Annotated in this window: 14 protein-coding genes; 3 read left to right on the top strand and 11 right to left on the bottom strand. The window is 67.9% G+C overall.

The genetic code is table 11. The annotated features are described in order from the left end of the window. Nucleotide 1: 1 nt before the first annotated feature. A complete protein-coding gene (locus G6N46_RS27140) occupies nucleotides 2-1,474 on the bottom strand; it encodes a DUF7059 domain-containing protein (RefSeq protein ID WP_138250052.1) in 1,473 nt (490 codons plus the stop codon). Continuing rightward, nucleotides 1,471-2,271, bottom strand: coding sequence for an SOS response-associated peptidase (locus G6N46_RS27135; protein ID WP_163693052.1), 801 nt, complete (start codon nucleotides 2,269-2,271; stop codon nucleotides 1,471-1,473). The genes G6N46_RS27140 and G6N46_RS27135 overlap by 4 nt, the downstream gene beginning before the upstream one ends. An 18-nt stretch (nucleotides 2,272-2,289) precedes the next feature. Here G6N46_RS27135 and aroA point away from each other — a divergent pair, with 18 nt between their 5' ends. Then, entirely contained in the window at nucleotides 2,290-3,564 is a 1,275-nt protein-coding gene (gene aroA, locus G6N46_RS27130; protein WP_138250053.1) for a 3-phosphoshikimate 1-carboxyvinyltransferase, read from the top strand. A gap of 1 nt (nucleotide 3,565) precedes the next feature. Beyond that, entirely contained in the window at nucleotides 3,566-4,543 is a 978-nt protein-coding gene (gene rsgA / locus G6N46_RS27125; protein ID WP_060999069.1) for a ribosome small subunit-dependent GTPase A, read from the top strand. Here the strand turns inward: rsgA and G6N46_RS27120 are convergent. From G6N46_RS27120 to G6N46_RS27095, 6 genes are all read right to left on the bottom strand, one after another. Next, complete coding sequence (locus tag G6N46_RS27120) at nucleotides 4,540-4,950, bottom strand: hypothetical protein (protein ID WP_060999067.1); 411 nt, start codon at nucleotides 4,948-4,950, stop codon at nucleotides 4,540-4,542. The two genes, rsgA and G6N46_RS27120, sit on opposite strands and share 4 nt — an antisense overlap. A 70-nt stretch (nucleotides 4,951-5,020) precedes the next feature. Then, nucleotides 5,021-6,280 (bottom strand): fatty acid desaturase family protein, encoded by a 1,260-nt coding sequence (locus tag G6N46_RS27115; protein ID WP_060999066.1) that lies wholly within the window; start codon nucleotides 6,278-6,280, stop codon nucleotides 5,021-5,023. Between the two features lie 93 nt (nucleotides 6,281-6,373). Next, nucleotides 6,374-7,516 (bottom strand): ferredoxin reductase, encoded by a 1,143-nt coding sequence (locus tag G6N46_RS27110; RefSeq protein WP_060999164.1) that lies wholly within the window; start codon nucleotides 7,514-7,516, stop codon nucleotides 6,374-6,376. An 85-nt stretch (nucleotides 7,517-7,601) separates the two neighbouring features. Continuing rightward, nucleotides 7,602-8,111 carry a DUF6912 family protein gene (locus G6N46_RS27105; RefSeq protein ID WP_174814156.1) on the bottom strand — a complete coding sequence of 170 codons (510 nt, stop codon included), beginning with the start codon at nucleotides 8,109-8,111 and terminating at the stop codon, nucleotides 7,602-7,604. A 6-nt stretch (nucleotides 8,112-8,117) separates the two neighbouring features. Then, on the bottom strand, nucleotides 8,118-8,948 hold the full coding sequence (gene ppk2, locus G6N46_RS27100) for a polyphosphate kinase 2 (RefSeq protein ID WP_060999063.1): 831 nt from the start codon (nucleotides 8,946-8,948) through the stop codon (nucleotides 8,118-8,120). Continuing rightward, nucleotides 8,948-10,360, bottom strand: a complete 1,413-nt coding sequence (locus G6N46_RS27095) for a WS/DGAT/MGAT family O-acyltransferase (protein WP_064858407.1) — start codon at nucleotides 10,358-10,360, stop codon at nucleotides 8,948-8,950. Before G6N46_RS27095 ends, ppk2 begins: the two co-directional genes overlap by 1 nt. Before the next feature lie 182 nt (nucleotides 10,361-10,542). On the opposite strand from G6N46_RS27095, the gene G6N46_RS27090 reads away from it, so the two are divergent. After that, nucleotides 10,543-11,043, top strand: a complete 501-nt coding sequence (locus tag G6N46_RS27090) for an Rv3235 family protein (RefSeq protein ID WP_060999059.1) — start codon at nucleotides 10,543-10,545, stop codon at nucleotides 11,041-11,043. 5 nt (nucleotides 11,044-11,048) lie between these two features. On the opposite strand, the gene secA is transcribed toward G6N46_RS27090, so the two are convergent. The 3 genes from secA to G6N46_RS27075 all read right to left on the bottom strand — a co-directional run bounded on the left by secA (nucleotide 11,049) and on the right by G6N46_RS27075 (nucleotide 15,551). Then, a complete protein-coding gene (secA, locus tag G6N46_RS27085) occupies nucleotides 11,049-13,817 on the bottom strand; it encodes a preprotein translocase subunit SecA (RefSeq protein ID WP_064858408.1) in 2,769 nt (922 codons plus the stop codon). Nucleotides 13,818-13,945: 128 nt separating this feature from the next. Then, on the bottom strand, nucleotides 13,946-14,614 hold the full coding sequence (hpf, locus tag G6N46_RS27080) for a ribosome hibernation-promoting factor, HPF/YfiA family (protein ID WP_138250054.1): 669 nt from the start codon (nucleotides 14,612-14,614) through the stop codon (nucleotides 13,946-13,948). A 307-nt stretch (nucleotides 14,615-14,921) separates the two neighbouring features. Further along, entirely contained in the window at nucleotides 14,922-15,551 is a 630-nt protein-coding gene (locus tag G6N46_RS27075) for a ComF family protein (RefSeq protein WP_138250055.1), read from the bottom strand. Nucleotides 15,552-15,576 lie beyond the last annotated feature (25 nt).

Below are 15,576 nucleotides of genomic sequence, written 5' to 3'. Positions count from 1 at the left end.
ATCAGTTGGCCTGGTAGAGAATTCCCCGGGCGATGGCCTCGCGGATCTCCGGCAGCGCGGCCTCGGCCAGCGCGTCGGCGTCCACCCCGTGATGCGCGGCCAGCAGTCCGATGAGCGTGCCCAGCGGCACCTCACCGCGGCACCCGGCCAGCAGCGCCGTGAACACCTCGTCCACCCCGAGCACCGCACCCGGCCCGCCGGGACGACGGACCGCGCATCCGATCTCCTGCCAGCCGTCCGGCCCCGGCAGTGAATGCTGTTCCAGCAGTACCGGAGCGGTCGACAGGCGGGCAGCCAGCAGCGCGTCGTCCGAGGTGTCACGCAGGTAGGCGCGACGGGCGAAGAACGCCTCCACCTCGATGCCCGTGATGGGTTCGTCGGTGATCTCCTCGAGGATCTGCTCGGGTGCCTCACCGGGACGCGGCACACGCAGCGAGATCAGTCCCATGCCGATCCCGGTGATGCCCTCGGCGTCGAACCAGTCCAGCCAGTCGGCGCCGCGCTGCGCGATCTGTTCCGCGGACTCCCCCGCGTCGGCCAGCCACAGCGACACATAGCTGACCGGGTCGGCCAGTTCGCGCTGCACCACCCAGGCGTGCAACCCGGTACCCGCCAGCCACTCCTGCACCCGGGACCGCCAATCATCTTCCCGGACAATCCAATTGGCCATGATCTGCGCGGTGCCGCCGGGGGTCAGGTAGTTGCCGACGTTCTCGATGATGGTGCGGCACAGCCCATCTCCGGCGACCCCCGAATCGCGGTAGATGTAGTCCTGGGCGCCCGCGCCCACCACGAACGGCGGGTTGGACACGACCAGGTCGAACCGTTCCCCCGCCACCGGCTCGAACAGGCTGCCGGGCCGCATGTCCCAGGACATGCCGTTGATGCCCGCGGTCGCCCGCGCCAGTGTCAGTGCCCGCGGGTTGGTGTCGGTGCCCACGATGTCGGCGCAGTGCCCGTTCAGGTGCAGCGCCTGGATGCCGCAGCCGGTACCCAGATCGAGCGCGCGCTGCACCGGGGTGCGAATCACGGCCCGCGCCAACGACATCGACGCACCACCGATGCCGAGCACGTGCTCATGCTCGACCGGCCCGCCGCGCAGAGCGGCATCCTGGTCGGAGACGACGTAGAAATCGCGTTCACCATCACTGTGCGGCCGGATGTCGAGGGCCGCCCTGACGGTGTCGCCCACCTCCTCCAGCACGCCGGCCGCCGCCAATTCGGCCAGACCGGCCGACGGGAACGCCGCCCGCACCTGATCGGCCGGTTCGTCGGTGCCCAGCAGGAACAATCGCACCAGCGTGGCCAGGCGGCCGCCGCCGGCAGTCGCGCGCAGCGCCGGCCACCACACGCCCCGGCCCATCGCGGCGTTCGCGTCGTCGCCGAGCAGTTCGGCCACGCCGTCGGTGGTGTAGCCGGCCGAGCGCAGGTCAGCGCCGAGGGCTTCCACCAACAGCGGGTCCAGGGCGGTCAAAACAGCGTCCCTTCGGATTCGTTGTCGGCGGGCTCGATGAGTTCGGGGCCGTTGTTGCGAATGCTGTTGACCAACTTGGACACCTCACGGGTGACGATGCGGTCCAGGTCGCCGTGCCCGCGCAACAGCCCCTCGTCGATGGGTGCGTCGGGATCGAGCCAACGGTCCCAGTCACGGGCGCTGATGGTCAGTGGCATGCGGTCGTGGATACCGGCCAGCGGCCCGACCGACTCCGTCGTGATGATGGTGCAGCTGACGAGCGGCAGGCTGTCCTTGGGCGCGCCGGCCGGCCGCCACGTCGACCACAGACCCGCCATGAAGAGCAGGTCGTCGTCCGCGGCGTGCATGTAGAACGGCGTCTTCGTGGCCTTCTTGCCGTCGGCGGCCGGGTTGGGCCGCCACTCGTACCAGCCGTCCATCGGGACGAGGCAGCGCTTCGACTTCGCCGATCCGCGGAACGCCGGCGACGTGGTCAGCGTCTCGGCACGCGCGTTGATCAGCAGCGGCCCCTTGGTGTCCGGCGCGCCGTCGGCCGTGGTCTTGACCCACGGAGGGATCAGGCCCCAGCGCATCGACCGCACCCGGCGGGTGGGCTCGTCGTCAGGCTCGGAATGCCGCCGCACCACGGTGCTGATCGTCGTGGTGGGCGCCACGTTGTAGTTGGCCGACGGCAGGGTGCCGCCCTGTTCACCGCCGTCTTTGGCGGCGTCCGACGCCTTGGCATTCGTCTCGTCGAGAGCCTGGATCTTCTCGGCCAGCAGCGCCGGGTCGGTGGTGACTGCAAATCGCCCGCACATACCAGGCAGGATAGGGGCATGGAACTCTGGCCCGCACCGTCGGTGACCGGTCCGGTGCAGGCCACTGTCACCGTGCCGGGATCGAAGTCGCAGACCAACCGAGCGCTGATCTTGGCAGCCCTGGCCACACCGCAGGGCACCTCGACCATCAGCGGCGCGCTGCGCAGCCGCGACACCAACCTGATGATCGGCGCACTGCAGGCGCTGGGCGTGACGATCACCGGTGACGGCACCGAACTGACCGTCGGTGGCGCCATCTCCCCCACCGGCGACGTGCGCATCGACTGCGGGCTCGCCGGCACCGTGCTGAGGTTCGTCCCGCCGGTCGCCGCGCAAGGCACCGGACGCGTCATCTTTGACGGCGACGAGCAGGCCAAGACCCGTCCCATCACGCCCCTGCTGGACGCGATGCGCGGTCTCGGCGTCGACATCGACGGCGACGGCATGCCGTTCACCGTGTCGGGCACCGGGTCGGTGGCCGGCGGCGAGGTGCGGATCGACGCGTCGTCGTCGTCGCAGTTCGTGTCCGGACTGTTGTTGGCGGGAGCCACTTTCCGCGACGGTTTGACAGTGATCCACACGGGTGCGACGGTGCCGTCGCAGCCGCACATCGAGATGACCATCACGATGCTGCGCGAGGCGGGCGTCGAGGTCGACCACAGCGAGCCGAACCGTTGGCACGTGGCGTCGGGCCCGATCGCGGCGCGGCACTGGGCCATCGAACCCGACCTGTCGAATTCGGTGCCGTTCCTGGCCGCCGCCGCGGTGACGGGCGGCACGGTGCGGCTGGCCCACTGGCCGCAGCAGAGCGTGCAGCCGACCGCTGACGTCCTGGAGCTACTGGGCAAGCTGAATACCGTTGTCCAGGTGGTCGATTCGTTCCTGGAGGTCCGGGGCGCGCAGAGCTACGGCGGCTTCGAGGCCGACCTGAAGGCCGTCGGCGAGCTGGCGCCGTCGATGGCCGCGCTCGCCGCGCTGGCCAGCGAGGGTTCGGTGTCGACGCTGTCGGGAATCGCGCATCTGCGTGGGCACGAGACCGACCGCCTGGCCGCGCTGACCGCCGAGATCAACGGGCTGGGCGGCCAGTGCCGCGAGACCGACGACGGTCTGGTGATCACGGCGGTGCCGCTGCACGGCGGCCTCTGGCGGTCCTACGCCGACCACCGCATGGCCACCGCCGGCGCGATCATCGGGCTGCGGGTGCCCGGCGTCCAGGTGGAGGACATCGCCACCACGGCCAAGACACTGCCAGACTTCCCCGGTATGTGGGCCGACCTGCTGGCCGGGAAATAGCTTGCGGGAGTACGACGAATCCGATGTCCGGGTGCGCTCGGGCAAAGGTTCGCGGCCGCGTACCAAGAACCGGCCGACCCACGCCGACGCGCGCGAGGCCATGGTCGTCACCGTCGACCGCGGCCGGTGGGGCTGTGCGCTGGACGGCAATCCCGACCACATTGTCACCGCGATGCGGGCCCGCGAACTGGGCCGCACCCCGATCGTGGTCGGCGACTCGGTGGGCATCGTCGGCGATCTGTCCGGCAAGCCCGACACCCTGGCGCGCATCGTCCGCCGCGACGAGCGCCGAACGGTGCTGCGCCGCACCGCCGATGACACCGACCCCACCGAACGCGTGGTGGTCGCCAACGCCGACCAGTTGTTGATGGTGGTCGCGCTGGCCGATCCGCCGCCGCGTGCCGGGCTGGTGCAGCGTGCCCTCATCGCCGCGTACGTCGGTGGGCTGCGGCCCATCCTGTGCCTGACCAAGCAGGACCTGGCTCCCGCCGAACCGTTCGCCGCCGAGTTCACCGGCCTGGATCTGACGATCATCACCGCCGGCCGCGACGACCCGCTCGACGCCGTGGCGCCCCTGCTCGAAGGTCAGATCACGGTGCTGCTCGGCCACTCCGGTGTCGGCAAATCGACGCTGGTGAATCGCCTTGTGCCAGAAGCAGACCGGGCCACCGGTGACGTGTCGGGCGTCGGCAAGGGCAAGCACACCTCGACGCAGTCGGTGGCGCTGCCGCTCGACGACGGCTGGGTCGTCGACACACCGGGTATCCGCTCGTTCGGGCTGGCGCACATCAAGCCCGACGACGTGCTGATGGCTTTTTCCGACCTCGCCGAGGCCATCGAGGACTGCCCCCGCGGCTGCGGGCACATGGGCCCACCGGCGGACCCAGAGTGCGCGCTGGACGCGCTCACCGGACCGGCCGTCGACCGCGTCGCGGCGGCCCGTCGTCTCCTCGCGGTCCTGAACGAGCCGACGTACTAACGCGTCACCAGCATCGTCGCGCGGTAGTCCGGCAGCGGGATGGTGCCCGGCGTCTCGGGATACGGGTCCAGCGACCGTAATTCGACGGTGAACCCGCCGACCGTCTCGGTCAGGTGAGTCTGCCCCGGCGCGGGGTTGGTGTTGAACTCCAGCGTGGCCGGCTGCCGGCCGTCGGGCGTGACGGTGACCGCGATCCGGGCCGCACCCGTCCAGACACACGACACTCGCTTCGGGCAGCGCGAATCATCGAGCACCCGATCGAATTTCAGCCGCAGTGGCGCGGTGTCGACCGCTGAGCCGTCAATTACCGCGGACTGCCCGCCGGCGAGGACGAACTCGTGGCCCAGTTGCACGGCGGCGGTGTCGGGCCGCGCCTGCCCCGGCGAGCAGGCGACGGCGAGCGCCACTGCCAGAAGGACCGCAGGGAAACGTGAAAACCCCCAAAACCGGGCGGTTTTGGGGGTTTTCACGACTGCTTTACGCGGCGGCTGCGGCGCGCTTGGCCCGACGGCGGCTGCGCACGGCGGCGATGGCCGTCTTCAGACCGCGCTTGTTGCCGGTCGCCGGGTCGATGGCGCCGAAGCTCTCGTCGAGCTCGACGAACATCCGCTCGCTCCGGGTCTCCGGGGCATCGTCGACGGTGTCGGTCAGGTACTTGTTCGGCACCGACAGCTTGGCGATGGTGCGCCACGTCTTGCCGTACTGCACCAGGAAGTTCCCGGTGGTGTAGGGCAGGTCGTACTTCTCGCACAGCGCCCGAACGCGGATCGAGATCTCGTACAGCCGGTTGCTGGGCAGGTCCGGGTACAGGTGATGCTCGATCTGGTGGCTCAGGTTGCCGCTCATGAAGCGCAGCACGGGACCCGAGTTGAAGTTGGCGCTGCCCAACATCTGGCGCAGGTACCACTCGCCCTTGGATTCGCCGACCATGTCGGTCTTGGTGAACTTCTCGGCGCCATCGGGGAAATGGCCGCAGAAGATCACCGCGTTGGCCCACACGTTGCGGATGACGTTGGCCAGGAAGTTGGCCTTCATCGTCGACTTGAACGTGGCGCCCGGTGACAGGGACGTGAGCGCGGGGTACGCGACGTAGTCCTTGCCCAGCTGATGCGCGGCCTTGGTGCCGAACTCACGCACGCGGATCATCGTGGCCTTGCGGTCGTCGCGGCCCTTGAAGATCTTGCCGAGCTCCAGGTGCTGCAGACCCACGCCCCACTCGAACAACAACGCCAGGACGGTGTTGAACCCGAGGTTGAACAGGTGATGGGGCTTCCAGCGGATGTCCCGGGTGACGCGAATGAGGCCGTAGCCCACATCGTCGTCCATCCCGAGGATGTTCGTGTACTTGTGGTGCATGAAGTTGTGGGTGAACCGCCAGTGCTTGGAGACGCCGTTCATGTCCCACTCCCACGTCGAGGAGTGAATCTCGGGATCGTTCATCCAGTCCCACTGGCCGTGCATGACGTTGTGGCCGATCTCCATGTTCTCGATGATCTTGGCCACGCCCAGGGTGCTTGCCCCGGCCCACCAGTACGACCGCTTCGAGCTGCGCAACAGCAGCAGGCGGCCGGCCACTTCGAGAGCACGTTGTGCCGCGATGGTGCGGCGGATGTAGCGCGCGTCGCGAACGCCGCGGCTTTCCTCGATGTCTTGCCGGATCGCGTCCAGCTCGACGCCCAGAGCCTCGATATCGGCTTCGGTCAAGTGCGTGAATTCAGGTACGTCAGTGACTGCCATATCGACCTCCTTCCAGTTACCTACGCTAGCGTAACCTACTCAACCGTAGGTTGCTAGACAGCAAATTCTATATTTCCCAGATCTGCGGTTTTGTTAAATATCCAACACACAGTCGCCGGCCGCAGCCGAAACGCACGTCTGCACCCGACTGCCCGGTTCCCGTTCCGCTCCGGTCCGCAGATCGCGTGCGTGACCCTCCAGCAAACTCACCACGCAGGACTGGCAGATACCCATCCGGCAACCGAACGGCATCTGCACGCCGGCCTGCTCGCCGGCCTCCATCAGCGATGTCGCCGCGTCGGCGACGACGGTCTTTCCGCTGCGTTCGAAGGTCACCGAACCACCGGTGCCCTCGACCGCAGCCCGGGACGCCGCGAAGCGCTCCAGGTGCAGGCGCACCCCGAGCCCCGCCGCCGCGTATTCACGCTCGGCGTCGTGGAGCATGGCCTCCGGGCCACACGCCCACGCTTCGCGCGTCCGCCAGTCGGCGACTTCCTCGTCCAGCTTCGACAGGTCCAGGCGTCCCTCGGTACGAGTGGCCCGCACCCGCAACTGGTAGCTCGGGTGAGCCTCGGCCAGCTTCGCCAACTCGTCGGCGAAGATGACGTCGGCCGCGGTCGGGGCCGAGTGCAGGTGGACGATGTCGGTGATCTGGTCCCGGCGCGCGAGGGTGCGCAGCATCGACATCACCGGGGTGATGCCCGACCCGGCGGTCAGGAACAGCACCTTGCCCGGCGCGGGATCCGGCATGACGAACTCGCCCTGCGGCGCGGCCAGCCGCACGATGGTGCCGGGCGCCACGCCACCGACCAGGTGGGTCGACAGGAAGCCCTCGGGCATGGCCTTCACCGTGATGGTGATGGTGTGGTCGCCGCGCGATTCCACCGGGCTCGAGGTCAGCGAGTACGAGCGCCACCGCCAACGGCCGTCCACCAGCAAGCCGATGCCGATGTACTGCCCCGGGTGGTAATCGAACGAGAAGCCCCAGCCCGGCTTGATCACCAGGGTTGCCGAATCCTCGGTCTCGCGGCGCACCTCGACGACCTTGCCGCGCAGCTCCCGTGCCGACCACAGCGGATTGACCAGCTTGAGGTAGTCATCCGGCAGCAGCGGTGTGGTGATGCGCCCGACGAGCGTGCGCAGCGCGTGCCACCCCGGCCGTTCCTTGGCGCCGGCAACCTTGGGCCGCACCGTGTCGACCACATTGGCCGAGACCTTGATGGTGTTCTTGGCCACGTTCACTCCCGCTCGGTTGGTCGTCCTAACCTACGGTACCGTAACCTACGCACAAGTAGCTACCCCTGCAAGCCAGGGACAAGGGCTATAGAAGCTCCAACAAAAACGGTAACTCCTGAGCGGCGTACCACGCCAGATCATGATCCTGAGCATCTCCGACAGTGAGCTCGGCGTCCTCGTCACCGAGGTCGGCGGCGTCGACGACGGCCACCGCAGCAAGCACCGCCGGCTCGGCCGCCGAGTTGTCGACGTACGCCGCGATCACGTCGGCCAGCTTGACCGGCCCGGCCAGGCGCACCACCGCGTCGTCCAGATCCGGGCGAACCGTCACTTCTTCGGCCTCGGCCACCAGCACCGCCCGCCGCGGCGGCAACCCGGCTTCCTCGCCGACCCCTTCGCCGGCCAGCAGCCGCAGTGACGCCAGCGCGGCTTCCTGCAGCGCGATCTCGCCGAGCTCGTCCTCGTCGCCGTGCGCGTAGGCCTCACGCAACGTCGGCGTCACGGCGAACGCAGTACCGCTGCGGGCCGGCATCACCCCGTCTGCCACGAGTTGCGACAGCATCGCCAGGGTCGCCGGAATATAGACACGCACCAGGGCACTCTAGAGGGATCTCTCGGGATCGCCCATCAGCTCGGCCACGTGATCTGGCACATAGGTGGTGAGTTCGCGTGAGGGCCGGATGTACGTCCCGGTGATGACCGGACGCTCCGGCAGCTCCACCTTCGGATGGTCGACCGGCTCGTACGGGATCGTCGACAGCAGATGCGCGATCATGTTCAGCCGCGCGTGCTTCTTGATATCGGATTCGACGACGAACCACGGGCTCTGCGGGGTGTCGCAGTGGACCATCATCTCGTCCTTGGCCCGCGAGTAGTCCTCCCAGCGATACACCGATTCGAGGTCCATGGGCGAGAGCTTCCACTGCCGGACGGGGTCGTTCAGGCGCGACCGGAACCGCTTCAGCTGTTCGCCATCGGACACCGAGAACCAGTACTTGCGCAGGATGATGCCGTCATCGATCAGCATCTGCTCGAAGATCGGGGTCTGCCGCAGGAACAGCGCGTGCTCCTGCGGGGTGCAGAACCCCATCACCTTTTCGACGCCGGCCCGGTTATACCAGGACCGGTCGAACAGCACGATCTCGCCTTTCGCCGGCAGGTGCGCGATGTAGCGCTGGTAGTACCACTCGCCCCGCTCCCGGTCGCTCGGCGCCGGCAGCGCCGCGACGCGCGCGATACGCGGACTCAGGTATTCGGTGATGCGCTTGATGGTGCCGCCCTTGCCCGCGGCATCGCGCCCCTCGAAGACGATGACGATGCGGGCACCGGTGGCACGCACCCACTCCTGCAGCTTCACCAACTCGGTCTGCAGCCGGAAGATCTCGGCTTCGTACACCTCGTTGGGAATCTTGCGGGCCTTCCTGGACGCCATCAGCGCGCCACCTCGCGCAGCTCGTCGAGCGCCTCGCGCAACAGGCTCGGGAACACGTCGACGTCGCTCATGGCCTCGCGGTCGGCGTTGATGCCGTAGTAGAGGCTGCCGTTGTACGACGTGATGCCGAGCGCCAGCACCTGGTTGTTCAGCAGCGGCGGCACCGCGTACGTGTCCAGCAGCTTGGTGCCCGCGACGTACATCTGCTTCTGCGCGCCGGGGACGTTGGTGATCAACAGGTTGAACTGGCGCGCCGGGAAGCTGGTCGCGACCCGGGTGCCCATGGCGTGCAGCGTCGGCGGCGCGAAACCCGACAGCGTGACGATGGTGCGCGCGTCGACCGGGGTGGTCGTCGTGGCCTGGGTCTCGGTGGCGTGCGCGATCTGGGACAGCCGGACGAGCGCGTTGTTCTCGCCCACCGGCAGGTCGACCAGGAACGGTGTCACCTCGCTGATCGCCTGGCCGGGGCCGGCGGTCTCCAGATGGTCGGTTTCGGGATAGACAGACATCGGCGCCATGGCCCGCACTGTCAGGCCCGTCGACACCGATTGACCGCGGGACATCAGCCAGTTCCGCAGCGCGCCGGTCACCACCGACAGCACCACGTCGTTGACGTCGCAGTCGAAGCGCGTCCGTAGCTGGCGGTACTCCTCCAGCTCGTGTTTGGCGACGGTGAATCGCCGGTTGCGGGACACGGTGGCGTTCAGCGGACTGCTCGGGGCGGTGCCCCGGACCAGCGTGCGGGCCATGTCGATGACGCGCCGGCCGGCCTCGACGAACTGTTCGGTGCTGGAGATCATGTCCGCCGCCGCCGACTGCACGGCGGCCAGCTGTGCCGTCGGGCGTGTGATCCACTCCCCGATGGCGCCCAGCAGCAGCGAGGCGTCGCTGGGTTCGCGGCCCGGGATCCAGATGTCCTCGCCGAACTCGGGCGGCTTCTGCGTGCGGTCGGCGATGACGTGCCCAATCTCCAGCGCCGTCATGCCGTTGACGAGCGCCTGGTGGGTCTTGGTGTAGATCGCCAGGCGATTGTCAGAGAGGCCTTCGACCAGGCACATCTCCCACAACGGCCGGGTCTTGTCCAGCGGTCGCGAGCCCAGCCGGGCCACCAGATCATGAAGCTGAGCGTCACTGCCCGGGGACGGCAGCGCCGAGCGCCGGATGTGATAGGTGATGTCGAAGTCGCGGTCGTCGACCCAGACCGGCCGGGCCAGGCCGAGCGTGACCTCGCGGACCTTCTGCCGGTAGCGCGGGATCTGCGGCAGCCTGGCCTCGACGGTCGCCAGCAGCGTCTCGTAGCTCAGGCCGGCCCGCGGCTTACGCAGAATGGACAGCGTCCCGACGTACATGGGTGTCGATGAGTCTTCCAGCCCGTAGAACGACGCGTCCGACGCCGACAACCGGGTCACCATGCAGCCCGCTCTCCTTCACCCCTGGCGGATCGACCCCGTCACGGTATCCCCGGGACCGGTCCCCCGCAGCACCGGATCGGCGAATTGGCGTCGAGCACCTGGTGAAACCGGTGCGATGATTTAGCGGTCTGCAACTCTCCAGCAGATGCGTCACGCACCTGACCGACGGCTGGAGAGATTTCATGACCGCATCAACCCGCATCGACATCGACCTCACGGCGCCGATCGTCGACTACGAGCCTGCGCCGATCGAGACCGGCGCGGCGGTGCGTGCCCCCAACCGACTGCAGGTGGTGGCCGATCCCGAACCGGACTGCGCGACCGTATCCGCCGTCGTATCTCGGCACGAGGTCGCGCCGCCCACGGCCGCGCTGATGTTCGCCGACGCCGCCCTGCGCCGGGTCCTGGAGGTCAGCGACCGGCGCCGGCCGATGGCGCAGCTGCGTCCGCTGGTCACCTCGACACTGTTCGACGCCATGTCGTCATGGCCCCACCACAACCGGAGCGACGGCACGGCAGCGCTGCGCAAGGTGCGGCTACGCACCGCCCGTGAACAGGACGGGTTGCCCACGGCCGCCGAGGTGTTCGCCACCTTCAGCCGCGGGCCACGTCTGCACGCCGCCGCCGGACGCATCGAAATGCTCGGCGGGCGTTGGCAATTCGTGGCCCTGCAGCTGGGTTGAGCGGGTTACCGCCGCTTCTGCTTGCGCGCGGCCTCACGGCGTTCCCGACGCGAGCCCGGGCCCGCCGCGTGCCGGCCACCCTCGCGACGCACCTCCGCGGACCCGTCCTCTGCTGGACCGCTGTAGGTCATGGCCGGGGCCTTGTCCTCAATTCCCTTGGCGCGCAACGCGGCCGGTGCGGCCTGCTCTTGGGCGGCGTTCTGCTCGGCCTCCGCGGCGAACTGCGCGAGCCCCTGCGGCGCGGCGACCGGGGCCACCTGCGGCGCCTGCTGAGCCTCGACCTGCACGTTGAACAGGAAGCCGACCGACTCCTCCTTCAAGCCTTCGAGCATGCCCGTGAACATGTCGAAGCCCTCGCGCTGGTACTCGACCAGCGGGTCGCGCTGCGCCATGGCCCGCAGGCCGATGCCCTCCTTGAGGTAGTCCATCTCGTAGAGGTGCTCGCGCCACTTGCGGTCGATGACGTTCAGCAGGACGCTGCGCTCCAGCTGCCGCATGGCACCGGGACCGGCGATGGCCTCCAGGTCGGCTTCGCGCTTGGCATAAGCCTTTTCGGCATCGGCGATCAGCGCCTCACGCAGCTCGTCCTGCGTCAGCTCGCCCGGCTCGCCGACCTCGTCGGAGTCGATCAGGTTGTGATAGTCCAGGCCCACCGGGTACAGCGTCTTGAGCGCGTCCCACAGCTTGGCCAGATCCCAGTCCTCGGCGTAGCCCTCGGCGGTGGCGCCGTCGACGTAGGCGGTGATGACGTCGACCAGCATCTTGTGCGCCGTGTCCTGGACGTCCTCACCCTCGAGGATCGCCTTGCGCTCGCGGTAGATGACCTTGCGCTGCTGGTTCATCACCTCGTCGTACTTGAGGACGTTCTTGCGGACCTCGAAGTTCTGCCCTTCGACCTGGGTCTGCGCGCTCTTGATCGCGCGGGTCACCATCTTGGCCTCGATCGGCACGTCGTCCGGCAGGTTCAGCCGGGTCAGCAGCGCCTCGAGGGTGGCGCCGTTGAAGCGGCGCATCAGCTCGTCGGACAGCGACAGGAAGAACCGGGACTCGCCCGGGTCACCCTGACGGCCCGAGCGACCGCGGAGCTGGTTGTCGATACGACGGGACTCGTGGCGTTCGGTGCCCAGCACGTAGAGGCCACCGACCTCGCGGACCTTCTTGGCCTCCTCCTCGACCAGCTGCTTGACCTTCGGCAGCTCCTCGTGCCAGGCCGCCTCGTACTCCTCCGGGGTCTCGACCGGGTCCAGACCGCGCTTGCGCAGCCGCGCGTCGGTAATGAAGTCGACGTTGCCGCCCAGCACGATGTCGGTACCACGACCGGCCATGTTGGTGGCGACCGTGACGGCCTTCAGCCGGCCCGCCTCGGCGATGATGCTCGCCTCCTGCTCGTGGTACTTGGCGTTGAGCACGTTGTGCGGGATGCGGCGCTTGGTGAACTGCTTGGACAGGTACTCCGACCGCTCGACGCTGGTGGTACCGATCAGGACCGGCTGGCCCTTCTCGTAGCGCTCCTGCACGTCGTCGACGACGGCGATGTACTTGGCCTCTTCGGTCTTGTAGATGAGGTCGGACTGGTCCTGGCGGATCATGGTCCGGTTGGTGGGGATCTGCACCACGCCGAGCTTGTAGATCTCGTGCAGCTCGGCGGCCTCGGTCTCCGCGGTACCGGTCATGCCGGACAACTTGTCGTAGAGCCGGAAGTAGTTCTGCAGCGTGATGGTGGCCAGGGTCTGGTTCTCGGCCTTGATCTCGACGTGCTCCTTGGCCTCGATGGCCTGGTGCATGCCCTCGTTGTAGCGGCGGCCGACCAGCACGCGGCCGGTGAACTCGTCGACGATGACGACCTCGCCGTCGCGGACGATGTAGTCCTTGTCGCGCTGGAACAGTTCCTTGGCCTTGATGGCGTTGTTCAGGTAGCTGACCAGCGGCGAGTTGGCGGCCTCGTAGAGGTTGTCGATGCCCAGCTGGTTCTCGACGAACTCCACGCCGGCTTCGTGCACACCGATGGTGCGCTTGCGGATGTCGACCTCGTAGTGGACGTCCTTCTCCATGAGCGGCGCGATGCGCGCGAACTCGGTGTACCAGTTCGACGCGCCATCGGCGGGGCCGGAGATGATCAGCGGGGTACGGGCCTCGTCGATGAGGATCGAGTCGACCTCGTCGACGATGGCGAAGTTGTGGCCGCGCTGGACCATGTCGTCGACCGAGTGCGCCATGTTGTCGCGCAGGTAGTCGAAGCCGAACTCGTTGTTGGTGCCGTAGGTGATGTCGGCGTTGTACGCGGCGCGACGCTCCTCCGGCGTCAGCTGCGACAGGATCACCCCGACCTCCAGGCCGAGGAAGCGGTGCACGCGGCCCATCCACTCGCTGTCGCGCTTGGCCAGGTAGTCGTTGACGGTGACGACATGCACACCCTTGCCGGAGAGCGCGTTGAGGTAGGCCGGGAGTACACAGGTCAGGGTCTTGCCCTCACCGGTCTTCATCTCGGCGACGTTGCCGTAGTGCAGCGCGGCGCCGCCCATCACCTGGACGTCGAAGTGGCGCTGGTCCAGCACGCGCCAGGCCGCCTCGCGAGCGACGGCGAAGGCCTCGGGCAGCAGGTCGTCGAGCGATTCGCCACCGGCGATGCGCTTCTTGAACTCTTCGGTCTTGGCGCGCAGCTCGTCGTCCGACAGCTTCTCGACGTCATCGGACAAGGTGTTGACATAGTCGGCGACCTTTTGCAGGCGCTTGACCATGCGGCCTTCACCGATGCGGAGCAACTTCGACAGCACGCTTTTCCCCTGTGGGTCTGGAACGGATATACGTCAGCGGGTTAGACGTGACCATCGTAGGTGACCGGCGGAATCGGCAGATAAGAGTGCGCCCCCGGCGGTTCGGCCGGGGGCGCATCAGCGGGACCTCAGGACAGACGGATCAATCCGTAGTCGTAGGCATGTCTGCGGTAGACCACCGTCGGCCGGTCGCTCTCCTTGTCGTGGAACAGGAAGAAGTCGTGTCCGACAAGCTCCATCTCGTAGAGCGCATCATCGACCGTCATCGGGTTGGCCGGGTGCTCCTTGACGCGGACCACCTGACCGGGCACGTGGTCGTCGACCTCGGCGGCTGCGGTCTGGTTCGGCACCTCGGGCAGGTCCTCGGGCGGGACGATGGACGTCGCCTCGGCGAGCCCCACCGGCGTCTTGTCGCCATAGTGGATCTTGCGGCGGTCCTTGCTGCGCCTGAGCCGGTTCTCGAGTTTGCTCACGGCCCCCTCGAGGGCGGCGTAGAAGCTGTCGGCACACGCTTCGCCGCGCACCACCGGACCGCGACCGCGTGCCGTGATCTCGACATGCTGGCAGTTCTTGCGCTGGCGGCGGTTCTTCTCGTGGTCGAGTTCGACGTCGAACAGGTAGATGGTGCGATCGAAGCGCTCCAATCGAGCGAGCTTCTCGGAAACGTAGATGCGGAAGTGTTCGGGGACCTCGACGTTGCGGCCCTTGACGACGACGTCGGCGTGCGGCTCGGGCGCAGGCTCGGTGTCGTCGGCAAACATGGTCGAGCGGGCAGAATCCACGGATTGGGTTGTCATGCTTAGCAACTCGCTTCTCTCTCGCAGTGCACGTGTGGCTCTTCTTGCACACGGTCTGAACTACGCGCCGAGCGGGTCTGCAAGTCGCCGCAGCCCGGCGCAAGGTGTTGAGTACTCACCTCCTACCGCTGTCAGCGATTTGGTACCGAGTGAATATGTCGGTACCGCCGTGAGGCTTCACGGGTGGTTGCAGCCGACGGTAGTCCGAGTTCACCTAGTCGTGCCACCGATTTCGCATACCGGTTTTGAGAACTTCATATCGAGTTGATGTAGGTACTGCTCCGGCCGTGTCGTACCGTCTCGAGGCTCACGCGTGTGCTATTGCGAGCACCGCCGCCACCTGTGCTCCGGATGTTTGCAGGACCCGAACGGCCTCGGCCGCCGTCGTACCGGTCGTCACCACATCGTCGAACACGACGGTCTCCCCCGCCACCGGTGTGCGCTGCCGAACCCGGCCGCGGATGTTGCGCTGTCGTTGCGCGCTGGAGAGGCCGACGGAGTCTCTGGTGAAGGCCCGCATGACCAACGCCGGCTGGACCGTCACTCCCGGGAGAGCCGCGGCCGCGGCGCGGGCGATCTTCGCGACGGGGTCGCCGCCGCGTCTGCGCGCGGCCAGCGATCTGGTCGGGGCCGGCACCACCGTGAGCGGCGGCACGATCAGGCCCCAGGTGATCAGGGTGCGCAGGGCAGCCGCGACCGCGTCGGCCAGCGGCACGACCAGATCGGTGCGGCCGTGCTCCTTGATCCCGACGACGGCCCGCCTTCTGGCCCCGGCGTAGCGCCCGAGCGCGAAGACGGGCACGCCCGGATCCTCACGCGGCGTGACGACGTGCGGCTCGTCGGGACGGACCGTCAGTTCGGCCGCGCAGGCGGGACACCAGCGGGTCGCCGGTGCGCCACAGCCACCGCATTCGACGGGCAGGACCAGGTCGAGCATGACGTCAGCATGCCGGTGGGGTACG

The sequence above is a fragment of the Mycolicibacterium phocaicum genome (assembly GCF_010731115.1).
Lineage (GTDB): Bacteria > Actinomycetota > Actinomycetes > Mycobacteriales > Mycobacteriaceae > Mycobacterium > Mycobacterium phocaicum.
Note: the sequence above shows the minus strand (reverse complement) of the source record. Positions and strands in the feature narration are given on the sequence as shown.

What these genes read in the sequence shown, in the direction of transcription:
- G6N46_RS27135 (WP_163693052.1), bottom strand. Translation starts at nt 2,271, where the DNA reads ATGTGCGGGCGATTTGCAGTCACCACCGACCCGGCGCTGCTGGCCGAG.
- aroA (WP_138250053.1), top strand. Translation starts at nt 2,290, where the DNA reads ATGGAACTCTGGCCCGCACCGTCGGTGACCGGTCCGGTGCAGGCCACT.
- G6N46_RS27115 (WP_060999066.1), bottom strand. Translation starts at nt 6,280, where the DNA reads ATGGCAGTCACTGACGTACCTGAATTCACGCACTTGACCGAAGCCGAT.
- ppk2 (WP_060999063.1), bottom strand. Translation starts at nt 8,948, where the DNA reads ATGGCGTCCAGGAAGGCCCGCAAGATTCCCAACGAGGTGTACGAAGCC.
- G6N46_RS27095 (WP_064858407.1), bottom strand. Translation starts at nt 10,360, where the DNA reads ATGGTGACCCGGTTGTCGGCGTCGGACGCGTCGTTCTACGGGCTGGAA.
- G6N46_RS27090 (WP_060999059.1), top strand. Translation starts at nt 10,543, where the DNA reads ATGACCGCATCAACCCGCATCGACATCGACCTCACGGCGCCGATCGTC.
- hpf (WP_138250054.1), bottom strand. Translation starts at nt 14,614, where the DNA reads ATGACAACCCAATCCGTGGATTCTGCCCGCTCGACCATGTTTGCCGAC.
- G6N46_RS27075 (WP_138250055.1), bottom strand. Translation starts at nt 15,551, where the DNA reads ATGCTCGACCTGGTCCTGCCCGTCGAATGCGGTGGCTGTGGCGCACCG.